This is a genomic window from Streptomyces sp. S.PB5, from assembly GCF_030403745.1.
Classification (GTDB): domain Bacteria; phylum Actinomycetota; class Actinomycetes; order Streptomycetales; family Streptomycetaceae; genus Streptomyces.
In genome coordinates, this window is the sequence record NZ_JAQMWP010000007.1 from 48,276 (window position 1) to 69,517 (window position 21,242).

At 71.1% G+C, this 21,242-nt stretch carries 14 protein-coding genes; 4 read left to right on the forward strand and 10 right to left on the reverse strand.

The window, feature by feature from the left end; all coding sequences use genetic code 11:
* Positions 1-29: 29 nt before the first annotated feature.
* The 6 genes from PH203_RS19235 to PH203_RS19260 all read right to left on the reverse strand — a co-directional run bounded on the left by PH203_RS19235 (position 30) and on the right by PH203_RS19260 (position 9,098).
* On the reverse strand, positions 30-965 hold the full coding sequence (locus tag PH203_RS19235; RefSeq protein ID WP_289921377.1) for a zinc ABC transporter substrate-binding protein: 936 nt from the start codon (positions 963-965) through the stop codon (positions 30-32).
* Positions 966-1,142: 177 nt separating this feature from the next.
* Entirely contained in the window at positions 1,143-2,126 is a 984-nt protein-coding gene (gene meaB, locus PH203_RS19240; RefSeq protein WP_289921378.1) for a methylmalonyl Co-A mutase-associated GTPase MeaB, read from the reverse strand.
* Positions 2,123-4,306: a methylmalonyl-CoA mutase gene (gene scpA / locus PH203_RS19245; RefSeq protein ID WP_289921379.1), complete on the reverse strand. Its 2,184-nt coding sequence runs from the start codon at positions 4,304-4,306 to the stop codon at positions 2,123-2,125. Before scpA ends, meaB begins: the two co-directional genes overlap by 4 nt.
* A complete protein-coding gene (locus tag PH203_RS19250; protein WP_289921380.1) occupies positions 4,303-6,114 on the reverse strand; it encodes a methylmalonyl-CoA mutase subunit beta in 1,812 nt (603 codons plus the stop codon). Before PH203_RS19250 ends, scpA begins: the two co-directional genes overlap by 4 nt.
* Positions 6,115-6,296: 182 nt before the next feature.
* Positions 6,297-7,766, reverse strand: coding sequence for an L-fucose/L-arabinose isomerase family protein (locus PH203_RS19255; RefSeq protein ID WP_289921381.1), 1,470 nt, complete (start codon positions 7,764-7,766; stop codon positions 6,297-6,299).
* Between the two features lie 33 nt (positions 7,767-7,799).
* Positions 7,800-9,098 carry an MFS transporter gene (locus PH203_RS19260; RefSeq protein WP_289921382.1) on the reverse strand — a complete coding sequence of 433 codons (1,299 nt, stop codon included), beginning with the start codon at positions 9,096-9,098 and terminating at the stop codon, positions 7,800-7,802.
* A 216-nt stretch (positions 9,099-9,314) separates the two neighbouring features.
* On the opposite strand from PH203_RS19260, the gene PH203_RS19265 reads away from it, so the two are divergent.
* Positions 9,315-13,208 carry a hypothetical protein gene (locus PH203_RS19265; protein ID WP_289921383.1) on the forward strand — a complete coding sequence of 1,298 codons (3,894 nt, stop codon included), beginning with the start codon at positions 9,315-9,317 and terminating at the stop codon, positions 13,206-13,208.
* On the opposite strand, the gene PH203_RS19270 is transcribed toward PH203_RS19265, so the two are convergent.
* Positions 13,203-14,222, reverse strand: coding sequence for a LacI family DNA-binding transcriptional regulator (locus PH203_RS19270; RefSeq protein WP_289921384.1), 1,020 nt, complete (start codon positions 14,220-14,222; stop codon positions 13,203-13,205). The genes PH203_RS19265 and PH203_RS19270 overlap by 6 nt on opposite strands.
* Positions 14,223-14,337: 115 nt before the next feature.
* Between PH203_RS19270 and PH203_RS19275 the strand changes: the two genes are divergently transcribed.
* Positions 14,338-14,958, forward strand: a complete 621-nt coding sequence (locus PH203_RS19275) for a DUF6629 family protein (protein ID WP_289921385.1) — start codon at positions 14,338-14,340, stop codon at positions 14,956-14,958.
* An 82-nt stretch (positions 14,959-15,040) separates the two neighbouring features.
* Here the strand turns inward: PH203_RS19275 and PH203_RS19280 are convergent, their stop codons facing one another.
* Entirely contained in the window at positions 15,041-15,445 is a 405-nt protein-coding gene (locus PH203_RS19280; protein ID WP_289921386.1) for a VOC family protein, read from the reverse strand.
* Between the two features lie 141 nt (positions 15,446-15,586).
* Between PH203_RS19280 and PH203_RS19285 the strand changes: the two genes are divergently transcribed.
* Entirely contained in the window at positions 15,587-17,065 is a 1,479-nt protein-coding gene (locus tag PH203_RS19285) for a glutamate-cysteine ligase family protein (protein ID WP_289921387.1), read from the forward strand.
* Positions 17,066-17,071: 6 nt separating this feature from the next.
* On the opposite strand, the gene PH203_RS19290 is transcribed toward PH203_RS19285, so the two are convergent.
* Both PH203_RS19290 and PH203_RS19295 read right to left on the reverse strand, forming a co-directional pair.
* Positions 17,072-18,172 carry a Gfo/Idh/MocA family oxidoreductase gene (locus tag PH203_RS19290; protein WP_289921388.1) on the reverse strand — a complete coding sequence of 367 codons (1,101 nt, stop codon included), beginning with the start codon at positions 18,170-18,172 and terminating at the stop codon, positions 17,072-17,074.
* Positions 18,142-18,852, reverse strand: a complete 711-nt coding sequence (locus tag PH203_RS19295) for a ThuA domain-containing protein (protein ID WP_289921389.1) — start codon at positions 18,850-18,852, stop codon at positions 18,142-18,144. Before PH203_RS19295 ends, PH203_RS19290 begins: the two co-directional genes overlap by 31 nt.
* 202 nt (positions 18,853-19,054) lie before the next feature.
* On the opposite strand from PH203_RS19295, the gene PH203_RS19300 reads away from it, so the two are divergent.
* On the forward strand, positions 19,055-21,232 hold the full coding sequence (locus PH203_RS19300) for an RICIN domain-containing protein (RefSeq protein ID WP_289921390.1): 2,178 nt from the start codon (positions 19,055-19,057) through the stop codon (positions 21,230-21,232).
* Positions 21,233-21,242 lie beyond the last annotated feature (10 nt).

Here is a 21,242-nt window from a genome sequence, read left to right on the forward strand (position 1 = left end):
CGGGGCCGTGGCGCGGAGGCCGGGGCCCCTCACCTGTCCAGCGCGCTCGCGAGCGCGTCGACGTTGGAGGTCATCCAGCCGAGGTAGTCCTTGCCCTGGGGCAGGGTCTCGGTCACCGGTACGACGGGGATGCCGGCCGCCTTGGCCGCGGCCTCGGCCTTCTCGGTCTGCGGGCCGGAGGTCTGCTCGTTGTAGACCAGCGCCTGGACCTTCTTGCCGGAGAACAGCGCCAGCGTGGCCTGGAGGACCTTGGGGGAGACGTCGTCGCCCTCCTCGATGGCCTCGCTGAACTCCTCGGGCGTGGCGTCCTTCAGGCCGCTCGCGTCGATCATGTACAGCGGCACGGGCTCGGTGATGGCCACCGATTCGCCGGCGTGGGCCTTCTTGATCTGCGCTTCCTTGGTCTCCAGCGGCTGGAGTTTCGCCTTGAAGGCCTCGGCGTTCCGGGTGAACGTGGCCGCGTCGCCCGGGTCGGCCTTGCCGAGGGCGACGGCGATGCTGTCGGCGAGCTTGGCGACGGTCGGGAAGTCGTACCAGACGTGCTCGTTGAGCTCGCCGCCCTTCGGGGCGCTCTTGCCGGAGATCTTGACGGCGTTGATGACCTCGGCGGAGGAGCCACCGCTCTTCAGCATGCGGTCCACGAAGTCGTCGTAGCCGCCGCCGTTCTCGACGACGACCTTCGCCTTCGACAGGGCCAGCTGGTTCTGGGTGCTGGCCTCGTAGGAGTGCGGGTCCTGGTCCGGGTCGCTGATGACCGAGGTGACGTCGACCTTCGAGCCGCCGATCTGGCCGACGATGTCGCCGTAGACGTTCGTCGAGGCCACGACGGGTATCGCGGACGCGGCCGCCGGGCTCGGTGCGGCGCTCCCGTCGCTGTCGGAGTCCGACGAGCCGCAGCCCGCCAGGACGACCAGCGAGGCGCCGGTGAGCAGGACGGCGAGGCGCCGGGACGGGGGCGTGGGCATGGATCCTCCACGGAGGGGTGGAACAAGGGGACGCACGCCACGCTAGATGAAAACGAATGTCAGAAGTGCGTTCGAGCCCGTTCTATGTGAAAACCATTGCCAATACTTGACGTGGGCGGCTCCGTGCCGGGAGTGAAGCCGGAGAGCTGCCGGGTGGTGCCGCGGTGGCGCCGCTGATCAGGCAGAACCCTCGCCGAACGCGCCCAGGATGCGCTCGGCGGCCAGCGTGGCCGTCAGCCGGCCCTCCCTCACCTGCTGTTCGAGAGCGGGCGCGACAGCCCGTACCGCCGGGTCGGCGTGCAGTCGGCCGAGGAGTTCGTCGCGGACCATGCTCCAGGTCCAGTCGACCTGCTGGTCGCGGCGCTTGGCGGTGAGCCGGCCCGTGGAGTCCAGCAGGGTGCGGTGCTGCTCCAGGCGCTCCCAGACGGTGTCCAGGCCGGTCGACTCACGGGCGCTGCAGCTGAGCACCGGCGGGGTCCAGGCCGCGTCCTTGCCGTGCATCAGACGCAGCGCGCCCGACAGCTCCCGCGCCGCCGCCTGGGCGTCACGCTGGTGCGGGCCGTCGGCCTTGTTGACGGCGATCACGTCGGCCAGTTCCAGGACGCCCTTCTTGATGCCCTGGAGCTGGTCGCCGGTGCGGGCGAGGGAGAGCAGCAGGAAGGAGTCGACCATGTTCGCCACGGCCGTCTCGGACTGCCCGACACCGACCGTCTCGACCAGGATCACGTCGTAGCCGGCCGCCTCCATCACCACCATCGACTCGCGCGTCGCCTTGGCGACCCCGCCCAGCGTGCCCGCGCTGGGGGAGGGGCGGACGAAGGCGGCCGGGTCGACGGCCAGGCGCTCCATACGCGTCTTGTCGCCCAGGATCGAGCCGCCCGTGCGGGTCGAGGACGGGTCGACGGCGAGGACCGCGACCCGGTGCCCCAGCGAGGTCAGCATGGTGCCGAACGCGTCGATGAACGTCGACTTGCCGACCCCCGGCACCCCGCTGACACCGATCCGCCGCGCCCGGCCGCTGTGCGGCAGCAGCTCGGTGAGCAACTCCTGTGCCAGCACCCGGTGCTGTGGCCGGGTGGACTCGACGAGCGTGATGGCGCGGGCGATCAGCGCGCGCTTCCCGTCGAGCACACCCTTCACATAGGTGTCGACATCGATCACAGGTCGTGCCCGAGATCGTCCGACAGCCGCTTGACCAGGTCGTACGCCGCGTCCGGAATCACCGTCCCGGGCGGGAACACGGCCGCGGCGCCCATCTCGAGGAGCGTGGGCACGTCCTGCGGCGGGATCACCCCGCCGACCACGATCATGATGTCCTCGCGCCCCTCCTCGGCCAGCTGCTCCCTGAGCGCCGGCACGAGGGTGAGGTGACCGGCGGCCAGCGAGGAGACCCCGACGATGTGCACGTCGGCCTCGACGGCCTGCCGGGCCACCTCGCCCGGCGTCTGGAACAGGGGGCCGACGTCGACGTCGAAGCCCAGGTCGGCGAAGGCGGTCGCGATCACCTTCTGGCCGCGGTCGTGGCCGTCCTGGCCCATCTTGGCGACCAGGATGCGCGGACGGCGCCCCTCGGCCTCCTCGAAGGCGTCCACCAGGGTGCGGGTGCGGTCCACGGACGGCGACTCCCCTGCTTCGTTGCGGTACACGCCGGAGATCGTACGGATCTGGCTCGCGTGCCGCCCGTAGACCTTCTCCAGGGCGTCGGAGATCTCGCCCACGGTCGCCTTCGCGCGGGCGGCGTGCACCGCCAGCTCCAGCAGGTTGCCGTCGCCGTCGGCGGCCCGGGTCAGCGCGTCCAGCGCGTCCCGGCAGGCGGTCTCGTCCCGCTCCTCGCGCAGCCGCCGCAGCTTCTCGATCTGCTGGGCGCGCACCGAGGAGTTGTCGACCTTGAGGACGTCGATCGCCTCGTCGTTCTCCACCCGGTACTTGTTGACGCCGATCACCGGCTGGCGCCCGGAGTCGATACGGGCCTGCGTACGGGCCGCGGCCTCCTCGATACGGAGCTTCGGGATGCCCGCGTCGATGGCCTTGGCCATGCCGCCGGCCTGCTCGACCTCCTGGATGTGCTGCCAGGCCTTGCGCGCCAGGTCGTACGTCAGCTTCTCGACGTACGCGCTGCCGCCCCACGGGTCGATGACCCGGGTCGTGCCGGACTCCTGCTGGATGAGGAGCTGGGTGTTGCGGGCGATGCGCGCCGAGAAGTCGGTCGGCAGCGCGAGCGCCTCGTCGAGCGCGTTGGTGTGCAGCGACTGGGTGTGTCCCTGGGTCGCCGCCATCGCCTCGACGCAGGTGCGCGTGACGTTGTTGAACACGTCCTGCGCGGTCAGCGACCAGCCCGAGGTCTGCGAATGGGTGCGCAGGGAGAGGGACTTGGCGTTCTGCGGGTCGAACTGCTTGACCAGCTTCGCCCACAGCAGGCGCGCGGCCCGCAGCTTGGCGACCTCCATGAAGAAGTTCATGCCGATCGCCCAGAAGAACGACAGCCGGGGCGCGAACGCGTCGACGTCCAGGCCCGCTTCGCGTCCCGCGCGGATGTACTCCACACCGTCGGCGAGGGTGTACGCCAGCTCCAGGTCGGCCGTGGCGCCCGCCTCCTGGATGTGGTAGCCGGAGATGGAGATGGAGTTGTAGCGGGGCATCCGCTGCGAGGTGTACGCGAAGATGTCGGAGATGATCCGCATCGACGGGCTCGGCGGATAGATGTAGGTGTTGCGGACCATGAACTCCTTGAGGATGTCGTTCTGGATGGTCCCGGCCAGCTTCTCGGGCGGTACGCCCTGTTCCTCCGCCGCCACGATGTAGAGCGCGAGCACCGGCAGCACGGCGCCGTTCATCGTCATCGACACGGTCATCTTGTCCAGCGGGATGCCGTCGAACAGCTGCCGCATGTCGTAGATGGAGTCGATGGCCACGCCCGCCATGCCGACGTCACCCGTCACCCGCGGGTGATCGCTGTCGTACCCCCGGTGCGTGGGCAGGTCGAAGGCGATCGACAGACCCTTCTGGCCGGCCGCGAGGTTGCGGCGGTAGAAGGCGTTGGACTCCTCGGCGGTGGAGAAGCCCGCGTACTGGCGGATCGTCCAGGGCTGGTTGACGTACATCGTCGGGTACGGGCCGCGCAGATACGGGGCCGCACCCGGGTAGGTCGTCAGGAAGTCCAGTCCCTCCAGGTCCTGCCCGGTGTACAGCGGCTTGACCGCGATGCCCTCCGGGGTCTCCCAGAGCAGGTCGTCGCCGGCGGCCGCCTTCTTGAGGGCCGCCTGCCACTCGTCGGCGCCGCCGTCGGGTGCGGGGGTCCCCAGGTCGATCCCGGAGAAGTCGGGGATGGCGGGGGTGGTCATCGGGACACTCCCATGCGGTCGAGGGTGGCGGAGAGCACGGCCACGGCGTCGCAGCCCGCGAAGACGAACGCGTCGACCCCGGCGTACTCCCCGGGACGCCCGGCGAGGAACACGTGCGTGGCACCGGCCGCCTTCAGCTCGGCGGCCGCGGTCGCCGCCTGCTCCTCGTAGAGGGCGTCGCTGGAGCACAGACAGGCCTCGGTGGTCCCGCTGTCCTCGAAGGAGCCCTCGGTGACCGGCTCGATGCCGCCGGCCTGGAAGAGGTTGGAGGCGAAGGTGAGGCGGGCGGTGTGGGCGGCGGCCGGGCCGAGCGCGGCGAGGTGGACGCGGGGTCGGCTGCCGGTGGCGGCCAGGTGGGCGTCGGAGCGGGCGCGCAGTTCCTCGAAGGCCTCGTCGCGGCGCACCCGCGGCAGGCCGCCGGTCAGCGGCGCGGGCGCGGGCTCGCGGACCACCGGCTTCTCGGCCAGATGCGGGAACTCGCTGATGCCGGTGATGGGTTCGCGGCGCTTGGCGAGCTTCTTGGAGCGCTCCGCCCAGGTGGTCGCCAGGTCGGTGCGCAGCCGGCCCGAGCGCAGTACGGCCGCCTGGCCGCCGTCCCGCTCGATGGTGCGGAAGAACTCCCAGCCCGCGTGGGCGAGTTCGTCGGTGAGCCGCTCCACGTACCAGGAGCCGCCCGCCGGGTCGATGACCCGGGCCAGGTGGGACTCCTCGATGAGGATCGTCGAGGTGTTGCGGGCGATGCGGCGCGCGAACGCGTCCGGCAGCCCGAGCGCGTCGTCGAAGGGGAGCACGGTGACGGAGTCCGCCCCGCCCGCGCCCGCCGCGAGCGTGGCGATCGTCGCGCGCAGCATGTTCACCCACGGGTCGCGGCGCGTCATCATCACCGGCGAGGTCACGGCGTGCTGCAGCTGAGCGCCCGCCCGCGGTGCCCCGCAGACCTCGGCCACCCGCGCCCACAGCCGGCGCGCGGCCCGCAGCTTGGCGATGGTCAGGAACTGGTCGGCCGTCGCCGCGTACCGGAACTCCAGCTGCCCGCAGGCCTGCTCGACGCTCAGCCCTGCCTCGGTCAGCGCCCGCAGACAGGCGACACCGGTCGCGAGCGAGGTGCCCAGCTCCTGTGCGGCCGAGCCACCGGCCTCGTGGTACGGCAGCGCGTCCACGGTGAACGTGCGCAGTCCGGGGTACTCCTCGGCGACCTGCCGGGCGAGACCGGCCACGGGAGCGAAGTCGTACGACTGCCCGGTCCGGGCCTCGTGACCGAGCGGGTCGGCGCCCAGGTTGCCGCGCGCCGCGTCCTTGGCGACACCGCGCTCCTCGTACAGCCGCAGCAGCGCCTGTGCGGCGGCCTCGGTGTCGCTCCCGGCGTCGAGGACGACCGGCGCCAGGTCGAGATAGACGCCGTCGAGGACACCCGGGAGCGCGGAGACGGGGATGCCCGCCCCGCCGACGGCCAGCCACAGGGAGGTGACGCCGTTCTCCAGGTCCGTGAGCACCGCGGGGCCGTCGGCCGTGGTGTGCCGCTGCCGTACGTCCCAGCCGCCGACGGTGTTCCCCTCGGCGCGGCCGGCGCGGACGAACGGGGCGAAACCGGGAAAGCCCGATTCCGGCGCGGCGTCGTGCGCGGTGTACAGGGGCCGGGTGCGCAACCCGTCCTCGAGCGCGGTGGACAGGGCTTCCTCGGCCTCGGGGCCCTCGACGTCCTTGCCCGACTTGCGCAGCACACCCGCCACCAGGCGCTGCCACTGCTCGTGGGACACGTCAGAGAACTCACCGGCCAGCTCAAGCCCGTCGTCAGGCAGGACCGTCATGCTCGGGATGCTAGGGCAGTGACCTTGAGCGGGAGCAGAGCAAGCGCTGTGACCTTGCCCTCCCCGCCACTGTGACCCAGTTCTCGTTGCGGCCCGAGGCGCTCGCCACGGGCCTTTCGGGGACGCCCCGCCCGGATCGTCACCCACACCGGTGCCGGGCGTCAATCACCCCGGCGGCCCCCTCACACCTCCCGGTGATCGATACCGAGCAGGCTCGCCGCGGCACGGAAGTCGGCGCCGTGATGGCCGACCGCGAGGGACCAGTGGTGGCCCACTCCCGTGGCACTCCACGCGTCGACCCACTCGCCGGGGTCGCGGCCGAAGTCGACCCGGCTGGTGGTGTTGCCGATCTCCAGCAGCGGACCGGGCACGACGGTGCCCTCGGAGGTGATGAAGGACAGACCGCCGTCGGCGTCCTGCCCGAGGCCGAGAAGGGTGACCGGCCCGTGCTGGACGTCGAACTCCACACTCACGCCCCAGCCGCGCTTGCCGTGGTAGACCCCGAGCCCGCGCAGCAGCGGGTCCCGGGCGCTGACGGCCAGGTGGGCGGGACCGTCGTGGCCCATCTCCACCACCCCGTCCTCGAAGTTGAGGGCCTGGATCTCGGTGAAGGAACCCCCGGCACCGATGCTCTGGGTGGCCAACTGCGCGACGGACGTGCGCAGTTCGTACTCGCCGGCCGCGGGCACGCCCCGGGCGGTGAGCAGGGAGGCGCCCAGGATCATGCCCGCGCCGAGCCGCTCGTGCAACTCGCCGTCGAGGCCGCGGTGGTAGTACGCGAGGCTGTCGAGCCCGAAGTCCTCGACGAGCCGGTCCAGCGCGACCGACACCGTGGCGCCCCACGCGAAGTCCTCGTCCACCACGCTGTGGTCGAGGGTGAAGGCCTTGCGGGCGAGCGCCATGCGCTGACGGGTCTCCGCCTCGGTCACCTGCTCCACCCGGTGCCGCAGATCGTCGAGCTCCAGCACCTCGACATGCGAACCGAACGTCGCCGCAAGCAGCGTCAGATCCGTCGACACATCCAGCATCCCCGGATACAGATGCCCCATCAGTCCGTGCCGCGCGTGCCGCAGCGCGGCCCGGACATGGGCGGCCCGGATCCACTGCTCGATGCGCCGCCACGCCGACTCCTGCCGCAGCCAGCCCGACACCGAACGGAAGGGAATCCCGGCCCGCCGGAAGACATTGCCGACCTCCGGCACCGAGCACTGGGAGCAGTACGCCAGCCAGTCGCCCGTGTCGAAGCCGGCATGGTCCATCCGCTCCGACGGCTGAAGGTCCACGACCAGCACCGGGGTCTGCGAACGCCTGGCGATCGGCAGCACCATCGACGAGGTCAGATACGTCGTCAGGAACAGCACGATCAAGTCGCAGTCCGCCCGCCGCAGTTGCTCGGCGGCGGCCGCCCCCTCCTGAGCGTCGGAGATGAAGCCGACGTCCGTCACCTCCGCGTCCATCTCCTGGAAGCGCCCGGCGACATACGCGGCCGACTCCTTCAGCTTCGGCAGCAGGCCGGGGAATTGGGGCCAGTAGGCGCCGAGCCCGCCGGAGACCAGTCCGACGCGTGTGCGCCGGCGGGTCACCGGGGGCAGCAGATCGCGCAGGGCGGCGGCGCGGTCCGCGGTCACGGTCGGGGTGTCGGTCGTTGCCATGGTCGGTGGTTCCTTCCGAGGTCCGGTTCGGGTTCAGGCCCGGGCCGCACCCAGATCTGCCGGGGCGGTGGCGGCCGCCGGCGTCCGCCGGATGAGGACACGGATGATGTACACGCCCGCCACCGCCGACAACGCCATGCACAGGGTGATCGACCACAGCAGCAGCGAGGCGCTGTGCTCCATCAGCGCGGGCGTGACGAACGCGACGCCCGCGAAGACCCCGCGCGCCAGGGCGTAGGTGAGGCCCTGGGTGGTGCCGCGGGTGTCCGGGGGCAGCGTGAGCTGCGACCACACCTTGTAGTTGGCCTCCCCGGCGAAGGGATAGGAGATCTGGTACAGCACGAAGAAGATCAGCATCCCGACCAGGGCGCCGGCGGTGAGGGAGGCGATGCAGAAGGCGGCGATCTGGATGACCGTGAACACGTAGAACAGCCGGTCCCGCAGGGGAGTGTCGGCGATCCGCACGAACACGAAGGTCAGCACCAGCGCGACCGGGAGGAAGGCGAGGTTGATCCCGGTGGCCAGGCTCTGCGAGGCACCGCTGACGGTGACCAGCAGATAGGTGCCGAACTGGCCGAAGGTGTTGGCCCCGATGCCCCAGGTGACGTAGTACGCGAAGGTCGCGGCCATCGGCAGCAGCGCGGCCCGGTTCAGCAGGGTCTTGAGGTCGATCCCGCGCGGCGCCTCCAACGCGGCCGCCTCCTGGGCCAGGTCGGCGTCCGACGGCCCGTCCGCCAGCCTCAGACGCGAGCGCAACTGCCAGGTGAGGAACGCGGCGACGGCCAGATGGCCGGTGATGATCCGCGCCCCGGTCATGCCCGTGTCCGACAGCAGGTAGCTCATGAAGATGACGACGACGATGCCGGCCGTCCACATCACCTGGGTGAAGGACACCACACGCGCCCGGCCTTCGGGGGGCGCCGCGTCCGAGACCACGGCCAGGGACGTCGGCAGGTCGGCACCGGCCGCGAGGCCCGCCACCAGCACACCGGTGAACAGCACGATGTCGTTCGGTGCGAGCGTGATGACGACCGCGCCGATCGTGAAGCAGAAGATGTCCCAGTTGTAGACACGGCGGCGCCCGAACATGTCGGCGAGCCGTCCGCCGACGAGCGAGCCGACGGCGATGCAGCCGGTGACGATCGCGCTGATCGCACCCGCCATCCACACGCCCATGTCGTAACTCTCGCGGTAGATCGCCAGGTTGACGGCGATGCTCACGATGAGCGCGGCGTCGAGGTAGGAGGCCATGCCCGACAGGGCCGCGACCTTCCACACATGCTTCGGAATGGGCTGTCCGGGAACGTCCGGGGAAGACGCAGATCGGGCCATGATGAGACTCCGTCGTCTGGGGAATGGCCGAGCGGAGGGGGACGTAGCGGCTCGGAGGGCCGGGATGCGGTGAATATAGGAGCCAAAAAACGTTCCAACAAGCCCCTGTGCAGGTATTCCCGGGTGGCACTCCGTCAGGTCATCCCTCTGGTAGGGCTGTTCCAGGTCACCTACGGTGGAATCGATGTGGAACGTTTTTCGGGAAGGAGCGCATCCGTGATCTCCACCCCCCTCCGGCAGCTGTTCGAGGAGCCACCCCGCGACTTCGGTCCCACGCCGCTGTGGTGGTGGTCGGGCGCGAAGGTCACCCGGGACCGTCTCGCCTGGCAGATGCGCCGGTTCGCCGAGGGCGGCGTCCACAACCTCGTGGTCATCAACCTGGCCCCGGCGGGCCCGAGTTTCGGCGCCCCCGCCGACGACCCGGCCTGGTTCGGCGAGGAGTGGTGGGCACGTTTCACCGACGCCTGCGAGATCGCCGGTGACCTGGGGATGCGCCTGTGGTTCTACGACCAGATCGGGTTCTCGGGCGCCAACATCCAGGGGAGCATCACCCGACGGCATCCGGAGGCGGCGGGGCGGGCGCTGCGCCGCCTCCGGGCCGTGGTCTCCGGCGGCGCGGTGGCGCCGCAGGGCATGGAGACACTGCTGGGCGCGTACGACCCGGCAGGCACCCGCGTCGAGCTCGGCACCGCCGCCGACGGGACCGAGGTGGAGCTGGTCCTCGCCGTACCCACCGCCTTCGACTATCTGGACCCGCGGGCCGTCGGGCTGCTCCTGGACCGCGTCCACCACGAGTTCGACCGCCGCGTACCCGAGTACCTGGGCAACGTCATCGCGGGCAGCTTCCAGGACGAACTGCCCGCCACCAACTCCTGGAGCCCCCGCTTCGCCGAGGAGTTTTGGGCCCGGCGCGGCTACGACCTGCTCGACCACCTCCCCACGGTCTTCGGAACCGGAGCGCGCAAGGTCCGCGCCGACTACTACGCGGTCCGCGCCGAGCTCGCCGAAGAGTCCCTGTTCAAGCCGCTCGCCGCCTGGCACGAGGAACGCGGCATGCTCCTGGGCTGCGACCAGGCCCACCCCGCCCGCTCCGGATACCCGGCCCAGTCGACGCAGATCTACACGGACTACTTCCGCACGCACCGCCGGCTCAGCGCCGCGGGCAGCGACCATCACGGCGACTCCAAGGTCCACTCCTCCATGGCCCACCTCCACGGCCACGAGCGCGTCTGGATCGAGGCGTTCCACTCCTCCGGCTGGGGCGGCACCCTGGAGGACACCTACGACTGGCTGCTGCCCTTCCTGCGCAGCGGCGCCAACCTCTACAACCCGCACGCCAGCTACTTCGGCACCGCGGGCGGCTGGTTCGAATGGGCGCCGCCCTCCACCGACTGGCGCCAGCCCTACTGGTCGCAGTACCCGGCGTTCTCCCGGGCGGTCGCCCGGATCTGCTCGATCATGTCCTGGGGCACCTACAGCGCCGACGTGGCGGTCCTGCACCCCACCACCACCATGCAGGCCCACATCCCGCCGGATCTCCCGGTCAAGCACTTCGGGGACGGCCGCCTCGGCGCCGACCACGCCGAGGTCGACGAGACCCAGCACCACTACCTCGACCTGTGCGGCACGAACAACTGGCTCCGGCCCCGCGTCGGCACCCTCGACCGCCACCGCGTCTCCTTCGACGTCATCGACGACACCTCGGTCCAGGGCGCGAAGGCGGCCGACGGCGCCCTGCGGATCAGGGACCTCGCCTACACCACGGTGCTGCTGCCCTCGACGAGCGTCCTGGAGGAGGAGACGGCCCGCCGGCTGACCGAACTCCTCGACACCGGGGGCCGGGTGGTGGTCGTGGGCCGCCCGCCCGCCACCGCGGCCGGCACGGCAGGGGACGACTCCGTGGTCGCCGCGCTCGTCGCCCACCCCCGGCTGGAACGGGTGCCGGACGCCGAGACCGGAGCCGCGACGGTGACCACCGGATACGCGACCGGCGACCTGCCCCTGCTCGTCCGCAGGAAGGACGACACGGCGGTCGCCCTGGTGACGGGCGCCTTCCCCGACGCCCGCGCCCAGCCGCCGCGCGGCCACCACGAGATCGACCCCGCACGCTATGCCCGCATGTCGAAGGTGGTCGTCCGGGCCGACGTCGCCGAGGCCGAGATCTGGAACCCGGCCACCGGCGCCCGGCACCCCGGGCGCGTCACCGTCGCCGACGGTCTGTCCACCATCGAGGTACCGCTCGACGGCGCCCCCGCCGCCCTCGTCGTATGGCGTGAAGGCAGCCCAAAAGCACCGACGGCCGCACCGCCGCCGACGCAACCGGCCGTCACGCTCGACCTCTCGACCGGCTGGGAGGGACGGCTGGTCCCCACCATGGACAACACCTGGGGCGACCTGGCGCTGCCCGCCGGGGCGTCCGTGGCCGAGCCGCAGATCTGGACCATGCGGTGGAGCGAGTCCGCCCGGGACACCTGGGAGGAGACCCGGGCGACCTACGGCAACCGGGTGCGTGTCCTGCCGCCCGTCCCCTCCGCACAGGCACCCGCACCCCTGGACCGCGCCTCCGTCGAACGGGTCCTGGCGGGGCAGTCGCCGCTGGCGCCCGCGGACTGGGACGTATCGGTGTACTCGTCGAGCCGCGGCCTGCCGGACCCGGAAGGCCTGCTGGGCAACAAGGGCCTGGTGCCCGAGGAGTTCGTACGCGTCCCGGTGCCTCTCAGCGGCACCGTCGCCCGGGTCCGGGCGATCGTCGAGACCGGCCACCGCGGTCCGGCCGACCTGCACATCGGCGCGGCGGCGGCCAAGCGGGTCTGGTGGAACGGCGAGCGGCTGGACATCGGACGCGGCTACCTGGCGTCGGCACGGGTGCGGGTGGAACGGCCGCGCAACGTGCTCGAGTACGAACTGGCGGACGCGGAGGACCGGCCGAGGCTCATCTCGGGCGCCGGCGGCACCCCGCTGGGCAGCTGCTTCTGTCTGTCCCGGCCGGACGGGTTCGCGGCGCGCCCGCAGTTCATGGCACTGCCGGAGGACGTACGAGCGGACGGCGGCGTCACCTACCGGGGGCGGCTGCGGATCGCGCGCGACCGTACGGAGGCGGTGCTCGTGGTGGGGGCCGCGGCCGGGGTCACGGTACTGCTCGACGGAACCGTGGTGGCACGGCAGGAAAAGACGGAGTACTACGAGTCCGACTGGGGCGCGGTGCCCATGTTCTTCCGCCATGAACTGACCTTGGACGGCGGAGAGCACGTCCTCGACGTGGTGGCGGACGGGGGAGCCGTCTTCGTCGACCTCGTGGCGGACGGGGAGCCCACCGCGCTGGTCAGCGGCGCGGGTTGGGAAGCGCGGACCGGCGATCGGCAGGGGCGCACGGTCGAACACGTGGGCCGCTGGGGGGAGTTGCAGCACTGCCACGCAGCCGTACGACCGCATCCGCTGCCGGACGCCGAGTGGCTCGCCGGCGCTGCGGTGCTCGGGGACGCCGTACTGCCGTTGCGGTCGACCGACGACGTCCATGAGGTGGCGCAGCGGTTCCGGTTCACCGCGCCGCCGGGCACCACGGCCCTGGACCTGCCGCTGGAGCTTCCCGCGCGGGTGCGGTGGGGCCAGGGACCCGAACGGACGCTGAACGGGCCCGTCCTGACGCTGGATCAGCCGCTGGCGCAGGCAACGGAGTTCGAGGTGACCACCGCACCCACGGCAGTGCTGCGCGGCGGGTCCGCCTGGAGCGGGCCGGTGCGGGTGCGCACCGGGCCGGCGCCGCTGCCACTGGGGGACTGGGGGGCGCTGGGGCTGGGGAGCTGGAGCGGCGGGGTGACCTATGCGCGGGACGTGGAGGTGCCGGACGGGCCGGACCCGGTGCTGGATCTGGGGCGGGTGCGCGGCAGCGTCGCGGTGACCGTCGACGGGGAGCCCGTCGGGGAGGCGTTCTGCGCCCCGTACCGCTTCGAGCTGCGCGGGACGGCCGGTCGTACCGTCCGCGTCGAGGTGACCGTCCACAACACGCTGGCCCCGTACCTGGCCGAGGCCACGCCGACCGCATGGGCCTTCCCCTACCAGCTCCCGTCGGGTCTGTGGGGGCCGGTGACGCTCAGCAGGCGCGGCTCATAGGGCGGACGGCGGCCGGGTCGAGTCCCGCAGGACCAGTCCCGGTGCGAACACCCTTGTCTCGTGGGCGTGTTCCGCGCGGGCCTCGACCTCGTCGAGCAGCATCCCCACCGCGGCCCGGCCGAGATCCTCGACCGGCTGCCGTACCGTCGTCAGGGTCGTCCCGACGAAGCTGGCGATGTCGAGGTCGCCGTAGCCGACCACCTGCACATCCTCGGGAACCTTCACGCCCCGCTCGGCCAGACCGCGGCACAGGCCCGCGGCGAGGAAGTCGTTGGTGCAGAACACCCCGTCCGGCAGCTCGTCCAGATCGCGGGCGATCTCCATGCCGTACGCCACCGTCATCTCCTCGGCGACGACCTGCGCCAGCCGCGCCCCGCGCCGGCTGCGTACCGCCTGCCGGGCGCCCTGGTGGCGGTCGGCGCACTGTCTTATCCCGCGCTCCCCGTTGACGACGAGGATGTCGCTCGCCCCGCACTCCAGCAGATGCTGCACGGCGATCCGGCCGCCTGCGACATCGTCGACGGAGACGGAGCAGCCGTCCTCGGCGGACATCGCACGGTCGGCCAGGACCAGCGGGATGCCGCGCTCGCGGAGCCGGGTGAGACGGGTGGGGTCGGCGCTGAGCGGAACCACGACGGCACCGACGGCCCGCTGCTCGACGAGCATCGTGAAGTAGCCCTGCTCCCGCTCCGGGGCGTCACCGCTGTCGCAGAGCACGAGGGAGTAGCCGTGCTCGTACGCGGCGTCCGCGGCGCCGCGCGCGATGCGCGAGTAGAAGGTGTTGGCGACGTCGGGCAGGACCAGGCCGATCGAGGAGGAGTGGCCGGTGCGCAGGCCCGCGGCTCCTGGATGGGGGACGTAGTCGAGGGCCGCGACGGCGTCACGGACCCGCTGTGCGGTACGGGCGTTGACCCGCTCGGGGCGGTTCAGGACGTTCGACACCGTGGACACGGAGACGCCCGCCGCGGCCGCGACGTCCTGGATACGGGCGGGGCGAACCGGAATGGCGTCCACCCCCCTCGCTGTGACCGCCGTGCGACCAGGCACGACGTGGTCCCTCATGGGCGACGCAAGTGTACCTTGGCCGCGTCTGAAACGTTTTGGGCGAGCGGTCGGGCAGGGTGGACCCATGTGCTGGAGTGCGACGGCCGATCTGGTCGCGGGAACGGGCATCGTCTGCATCGGTACGGCCTGCGTGGCACGGGTGCGCCGGGCCGGTGATCTGCCGCTCGCCGCCCTGCCGTTGCTGCTCGGCGCCCATCAGCTGATCGAGGCCCGGGTCTGGCAGCTCGGCGGCGGGACCGGTCCCGCCACCCTGGCCTGGGCGGTCATCGCGCTGCCCCTGCTGGCGTTGTGGGTGCCGGTGGCCGTGCTGTGCGCGGCGCCACGGCGGGCCCGCGCCCGGCTGACGATTCCCCTGGCCGCCGGTGTCGCGACCGCCGCGGCCCTCTCGTACGCCCTCGCCACCCGGACCGTGCGGGCCGAGATCCGCGGGCACACCGTCGGCTACGCCCTCGGCCTTACGCACGGACAACTCCTCGTCGCGGGCTACCTCCTGGCCACGGTCGGCGCGCTGCTGCTGTCCGGGGACCGCCGGCTGTGTGTCTTCGGCGTCCTGGCCGGGGTGGGTGCGCTCGTGTGCTTCGTGCTGTGGCGCACGGAGTTCGTCTCCACCTGGTGCGCGGTCGCGGCGGTCTGCTCGGTGACGGTGCTCGGATGGGTGTGGCGGCGACCGGGGTGGTCACACTGAGTGCCGAGCTGCTGACCGGCCGCTGCCGGGAGACCGCCGCCCACCGGGAACACACCTGCGTCGGTACCAGCCTTTTCAACAACTACTCGGTGATGTTCACCATCCACGGGATGCCGAACCGGTCCGTGCACATGCCGAACACATCGCCCCACATCTGCTTCTCCAGCGGCACGGACACCGAGCCGCCGGCAGAGAGCTTCTCCCAGTAGCCGCGCAGCGCGGCGTCGTCGTCACCGCTCAGGCTCACGGAGAAGTTGTTGCCGGGGGTGTGCTCCATGCCCGGAGGGTTGTCGGCGCCCATGAGGGTGAAGCCGCCGGGCGTCTCCAGCATGCCGTGCATGATCTTGTCCGACCCGGGGGCCTCCGGGTCTCCGAAGTTGCCGTACGTGTTGAGCACGAGGGTGCCGCCGAAGACCTCCTTGTAGAACTCCATCGCCTGCTTCGCGTTGCCGTCGAAGCTGATGTACGGGTTGAGTCGAGAGCCCATGAAAACCTCCCTGAACGGGGCAGAACCCTGGTTGTGCGGAGGGTAGCCCGGGGTACCGACAACGGCACCCCGACTGTCCAGGGCGAGCCCGCGGTGGGAGGCTGGAACCGAGACATCCGCCTAGGGGACGCGGAGGGCACGATGGGACGTGACGTACCGGCCCTGGTGTTCACCCGGGAGGACCGCCGCAGGTACCGGGACAAGATGCACACCTGCCTCGACGTCCTGGCGCAGATGCTGCGCGAGTCGGGCTTCGAGAGCGAGCGCCCCCAGGTCGGGCTGGAGATCGAGCTCAACCTGGTGGACGAGGACGGGCTCCCGGCGATGCGGAACACCGAGGTGCTCCAGGCCATCGCCGACCCGGCCTGGTCGACCGAGCTGGGCCGCTTCAACCTGGAGATCAACATTCCGCCCCGCGAGCTGACCACCGGCGGCCCCGGCGCCTGGGAGCAGGAGATCCGGGACGCGCTCAACCACGCCGAGGACCGCGCCGCGGCCGTGGGCGCACATCTGATCATGGTCGGCATCCTGCCGACGCTCGGGGAGGCGGACGTGGGCGAGCACGCCCTGTCCGGCGATCCCCGCTATCGGCTGCTGAACGAACAGATCTTCGCGGCCCGGGGCGAGGACCTGCGGATCAGGGTGGACGGCGTGGAGCGCCTGGCGATGTACGCCGACGCCATCACCCCCGAGGCCGCCTGCACCAGCACCCAGTTCCATCTCCAGGTCGCGCCCAAGGAGTTCGCGGACTACTGGAACGCCGCCCAGGCCGTCGCGGGTGTGCAGATCGCCCTGGCGGCCAACTCGCCCTTCCTCTTCGGGAGGGAACTGTGGCGCGAGACCCGTATCCCCCTGTTCGAGCAGGCCACCGACACCCGGCCCGAGGAGATCAAGGCCCAGGGAGTGCGGCCCCGGGTGTGGTTCGGCGAGCGGTGGATCACCAGTGTCTTCGACCTGTTCGAGGAGAACGTGCGCTACTACCCGGCGCTGCTGCCGCTGTGCGACGACGAGGATCCTCAGGAGGCGCTCGACGGCGGCGGGGTGCCTCAACTGGGCGAACTGACCCTGCACAACGGCACGATCTACCGCTGGAACCGCCCCGTGTACGCCGTCACCGACAGCGGTCCCCATCTGCGCATCGAGAACCGCGTCCTGCCCGCCGGTTCCACGGTGGCCGACACCATCGCCAACGGCGCCTTCTACTACGGGCTGACCCGCGCGCTGGTCGACGAGGACCGGCCGGTGTGGACCCGGATGTCCTTCGCGGTCGCCGAGGAGAACCTCCACGCGGCCGCCCGCGACGGCATCGACGCCCGGCTGTACTGGCCGGGCGTGGGCGAAGTCCCGGTCACGGAACTGGTGTTGCGGCGGCTGCTGCCGCTGGCACACCGGGGTCTGGAGCTGGCCGGCATGGACGCGGAGTGGCGGGAACCGCTCCTCGGCATCATCGACCAGCGGTGCGTCACCGCGCGCAACGGCGCCCTGTGGCAGGCGGAGACCGTCCACCACCTGGAGAAGGCCGGGGTCTGCGACCGCACGGAGGCGCTGCGGCGCATGACCACGACGTACATGGACTACATGCATCTCAACGCGGCCGCGCACACCTGGCCGGTGGACTGAGGCCGGTCAGCGCCGCCAGTCGTCGGCGGCCGTCAGCGGAACGGGGGCGGGCACCTCGGCCGATGTCGTCAGCTCGATGCGGCGCCCTTCGGCCGAGGAGCGCAGGAGGGCGGTCATCGTCTCCAGCAGATGGAGGGCGAGTTCACCGTTCGCACGGGGTGCCCGCTGTGCGTCCGCGGCGACGAAGTCGAGCAGGCCGATGCCGCGCGAGCCGTCGGCGTAGCCCGCCGACGGCGGGAGGCTGCGCCACTCGGTGCCGCCGAGCTCGAAGAGCTGTACCTCGCCGTCGAACTGGTTGGGGTCCGGCAGCCGGAGGGTGCCCGTCTCGCCGTGCACCTCGATGGGAGCCGCGGTGGTGGTGACGCCGTCGAAGCTCGTGGTGATCGTCGTCAGGGCGCCGCCCGTGTGTTCCAGGACTCCGGAGACATGACTGTCCACCTCGACCGGGATCCGCTCACCCGCGCGCGGGCCGCTGCCGATGACACGCTCGCCGCGCAGCCGGCTCGACGCCCCGGTCACGGCCCGCACCGGCCCCAGCAGATGGACGAGCGAGGCGAGATAATACGGGCCCATGTCCAGCAGCGGCCCGCCCCCGGTGGTGTAGTAGAAGTCGGGGTGGGGGTGCCAGCGTTCATGTCCCGGGGTGACCATCACCGCCGAGGCGAACAGCGGGCGCCCGATGGTCCCCGACTCGACCGCGGCCCGCGCCGTCTGGATTCCGGTGCCCAGGACGGTGTCCGGAGCGCACCCCACCCCGACGCCCGCCTTCGCGGCCGCCTCCAACACGGCGTGGGCGTCGGTGAGTTCGGCGGCCAGCGGCTTCTCGCCGTAGACGTGCTTGCCGTGGGCGATCGCGCCCAGGGCGATCTCGGCATGGGCCGCGGGGACGGTGAGGTTCAGGACGGTGTCCACGTCCGGGCTGCTCAGCAACTCCTGGACGGTCAGCGCCCGTACGCCGGGGAACTCCGCGGCGACCGCCGCCGACCGGGTGGCGTCGAGGTCGGCGACCGCGGTGACGCGTACGGCGCTGCGGCCGACGAGCGTGTCCAGGTACGCGCGGGAGATGACCCCGAGCCCTACGACGCCGATGCGGTGCGCGTCGCCCACAGCATGCCCCTCTCGATGACGGTTCGGACGTTCGGGTTCTGCAGAACGTCGAGGCTGTGCCCCGGAGTTGTCACGACGATCCGCCCGGCGCCCCACTGCCGGGTCCAGACGGCCGGCGCGGTGACCGGCCGGTGCCAGGGGTGCCATGGGCGGGTCGGATGGGTGGTGGTGGCCAGCACGTCGATCAGGTCGTCGTGGAGGACCCAGTACTGCTCCGTCGTCAGCTCGAAGTCCTCGATGCCCGCGGTGACGGGGTGCGCGCGGCCGAGTTCCGTGATGTTCACGGTGTGCGGCAGGAAGTTGTCCGCCTCGTCGCCCTGCCGCTCGCACGGCTCCTTGCCCGGATGGGTCGCGAACTGCCCGCCCACCAGGTGCAGATAGTCGGAGGAGGCGCGGAACGAGTCGGCGATTCCGCCGTGCCAGCCGGTGAACCCGGTACCGGCCTCGACCGCCGCGCTCAGTCCCGCCAGCTCTTTCCCGTCGATCTCCGACATCGTGACGCACTGCACGACGAGGTCGGTGGCCGCCAACTCGGCGGTGTCGGCGTAGACATCGGTCGATTCCTCGATCCGGACGGTGTATCCGTTGTCACGGAGGAAGGGCACGAACAACTCCGTCGCCTCGACGGGCCGGTGTCCCTCCCATCCGCCGCGGACCACCAGGGCCTTCTTCTGTGTCATACCGTCCCTTCGCCCGACGTCGTTGAACAGCCCCCTCACTATGCGCCAGGTGCCCGTGCGAGCGAAAGTGTTGGAGAGTTTGGCGAAACTTTCGGAGGCCGCGAGCGTGGTCTGTACCAAACCCTTGACATGTCCATCTCTCACTTCTTAAATCACGCAGTGAAGTAAGCCCCCGCCGCCCCCCATCAGAAGCGGAGACGACATGCTCCGGCTCGCAAGACCATCCGCCGCGTTCGTGACCGTGGCGGCCCTCGCCTCGGCCCTGACCGTCCTGCAGCCCACCGAGGCCGCCGCCGCCCTGCCCACCGGCTGGTCCACGGTGGTGAACTCCGGCAGCGGCAAGTGCCTGGACGCCCGCTCCGCCGCGACCGTCAACGGCACCGCCGTACAGCAGTACACCTGCAACAGCACCACCGCCCAGCAATGGAGGTTCACCCCGACCGGCGACGGCTACGTACGGATCGACAACCGCAACGACGCGGCCCAGGTCGTGGATGTCAGCGACGTCTCCACGGCCGACAACGCGCCCGTGCACCTGTGGACGTACGGCGGCGGCGCCAACCAGCAGTGGCAGGCCGTCGACGAGGGCGGCGGCGCCTACCACTTCGTCAACCGCAACAGCGGCAAGTGCCTCGACGTCCCCTCCGCCTCGACGGCCGACAGCGTCCAGTTGGTGCAGTACACCTGCAACGGCACCGCCGCCCAGCGCTTCCAGGTCGCCCCCGTGAGCACCGCGCCCGGGGACGTCGACCTCGGCCCCAATGTCGTCGTCTTCGACCCGTCGATGCCCTCGGCCACCATCCAGAGCCGGCTGAACCAGATCTTCCAGCAGCAGGAGACCAACCAGTTCGGCTCCCAGCGCTACGCGGTCATGTTCAAGCCCGGCACCTACAGCAACGACGTCAACGTCGGCTTCTACACCCAGGTCCTGGGTCTCGGCCAGTCACCCGACTCGGTCACCATCAATGGCGCCGTGCACGTCGAGGCCGACTGGTTCCCGCCGCAGAACGCCACCCAGAACTTCTGGCGCGGCGCCGAGAACCTCTCGGTCAACCCCACCGGCGGCACGGACCGTTGGGCGGTCTCGCAGGCCTCCGGTTACCGCCGTATGCATGTCCGCGGCAACCTGGAACTGAGCGACGGCGGCTGGTCCAGCGGCGGCTTCATGGCCGACAGCAAGATCGACGGCCAGGTCCGCTCCGGATCCCAGCAGCAGTGGCTGACCCGCAACTCCCAGCTCGGCAGCTGGACCGGCTCCAACTGGAACATGGTCTTCGTCGGCAGCCAGGGAGTCCCCGGCAACAGCTTCCCCAACCCGCCCTACACCACGGTGAACCAGACCCCGACGGTCCGTGAGAAGCCCTTCCTGTACGTCGACTCCGCGGGCGCCTACCGGGTGTTCGTCCCGTCCGTGCGGACCAACTCCTCCGCCACCACCTGGGCGAACGGCAACGCCCCGGGCACCTCGCTCGGCATCGACCAGTTCTACGTCGTCAAGCCCGGCGCGACCGCCGCGCAGATCAACACCGCGCTGGCCGAGGGCAAGAACCTCCTGGTCACCCCGGGCGTCTACCACCTGAACCAGACCCTGCGGGTGACCCGCCCCGACACCGTCGTGCTCGGGCTCGGCCTCGCCACGTTCATCCCCGACAACGGCATCACGGCCATGACGGTCGCCGACGTCGACGGAGTGAAGCTCGCGGGCGTCCTCTTCGACGCGGGGACGACCAACTCCCAGACCCTCGTGGAAGTCGGCCCGTCCGGCGCCGCCGCCGACCACTCGGCCAACCCCACCTCCCTCCACGACGTCTACTTCCGCGTCGGCGGCGCCGCCGTCGGCAAGGCGACCACCAGCCTCGTCGTCAACAGCGACGACGTCATCGGCGACCACATGTGGATCTGGCGCGGCGACCACGGCAGCGGCATCGGCTGGAACTCCAACACCGCCGACACCGGTCTGATCGTCAACGGCGACGACGTGACCATGTACGGCCTGTTCGTCGAGCACTACCAGAAGCACCAGACCATCTGGAACGGCAACGGCGGCCGGACGTACTTCTACCAGAACGAGATGCCCTACGACCCGCCGGACCAGGCCGCCTGGATGAACGGCTCCACCCAGGGCTACGCCGCCTACAAGGTCGCGAACTCGGTCACCAGCCACCAGGCCTACGGACTCGGCAGCTACTGCTACTTCAACGTCAACCCGGGCGTCACCGCCGAGCACGCCTTCGAGGTGCCCAACACCGCGGGCGTCCGCTTCCAGAACATGGTGACCGTCTCCCTCGGCGGTACCGGAACCATCCGGCACGTCATCAACGACCGGGGCGGCCCGTCCAACTCCACGACCAATGTGGCGAACCTTGTGAACTACCCGTAGGTCGGGGGTG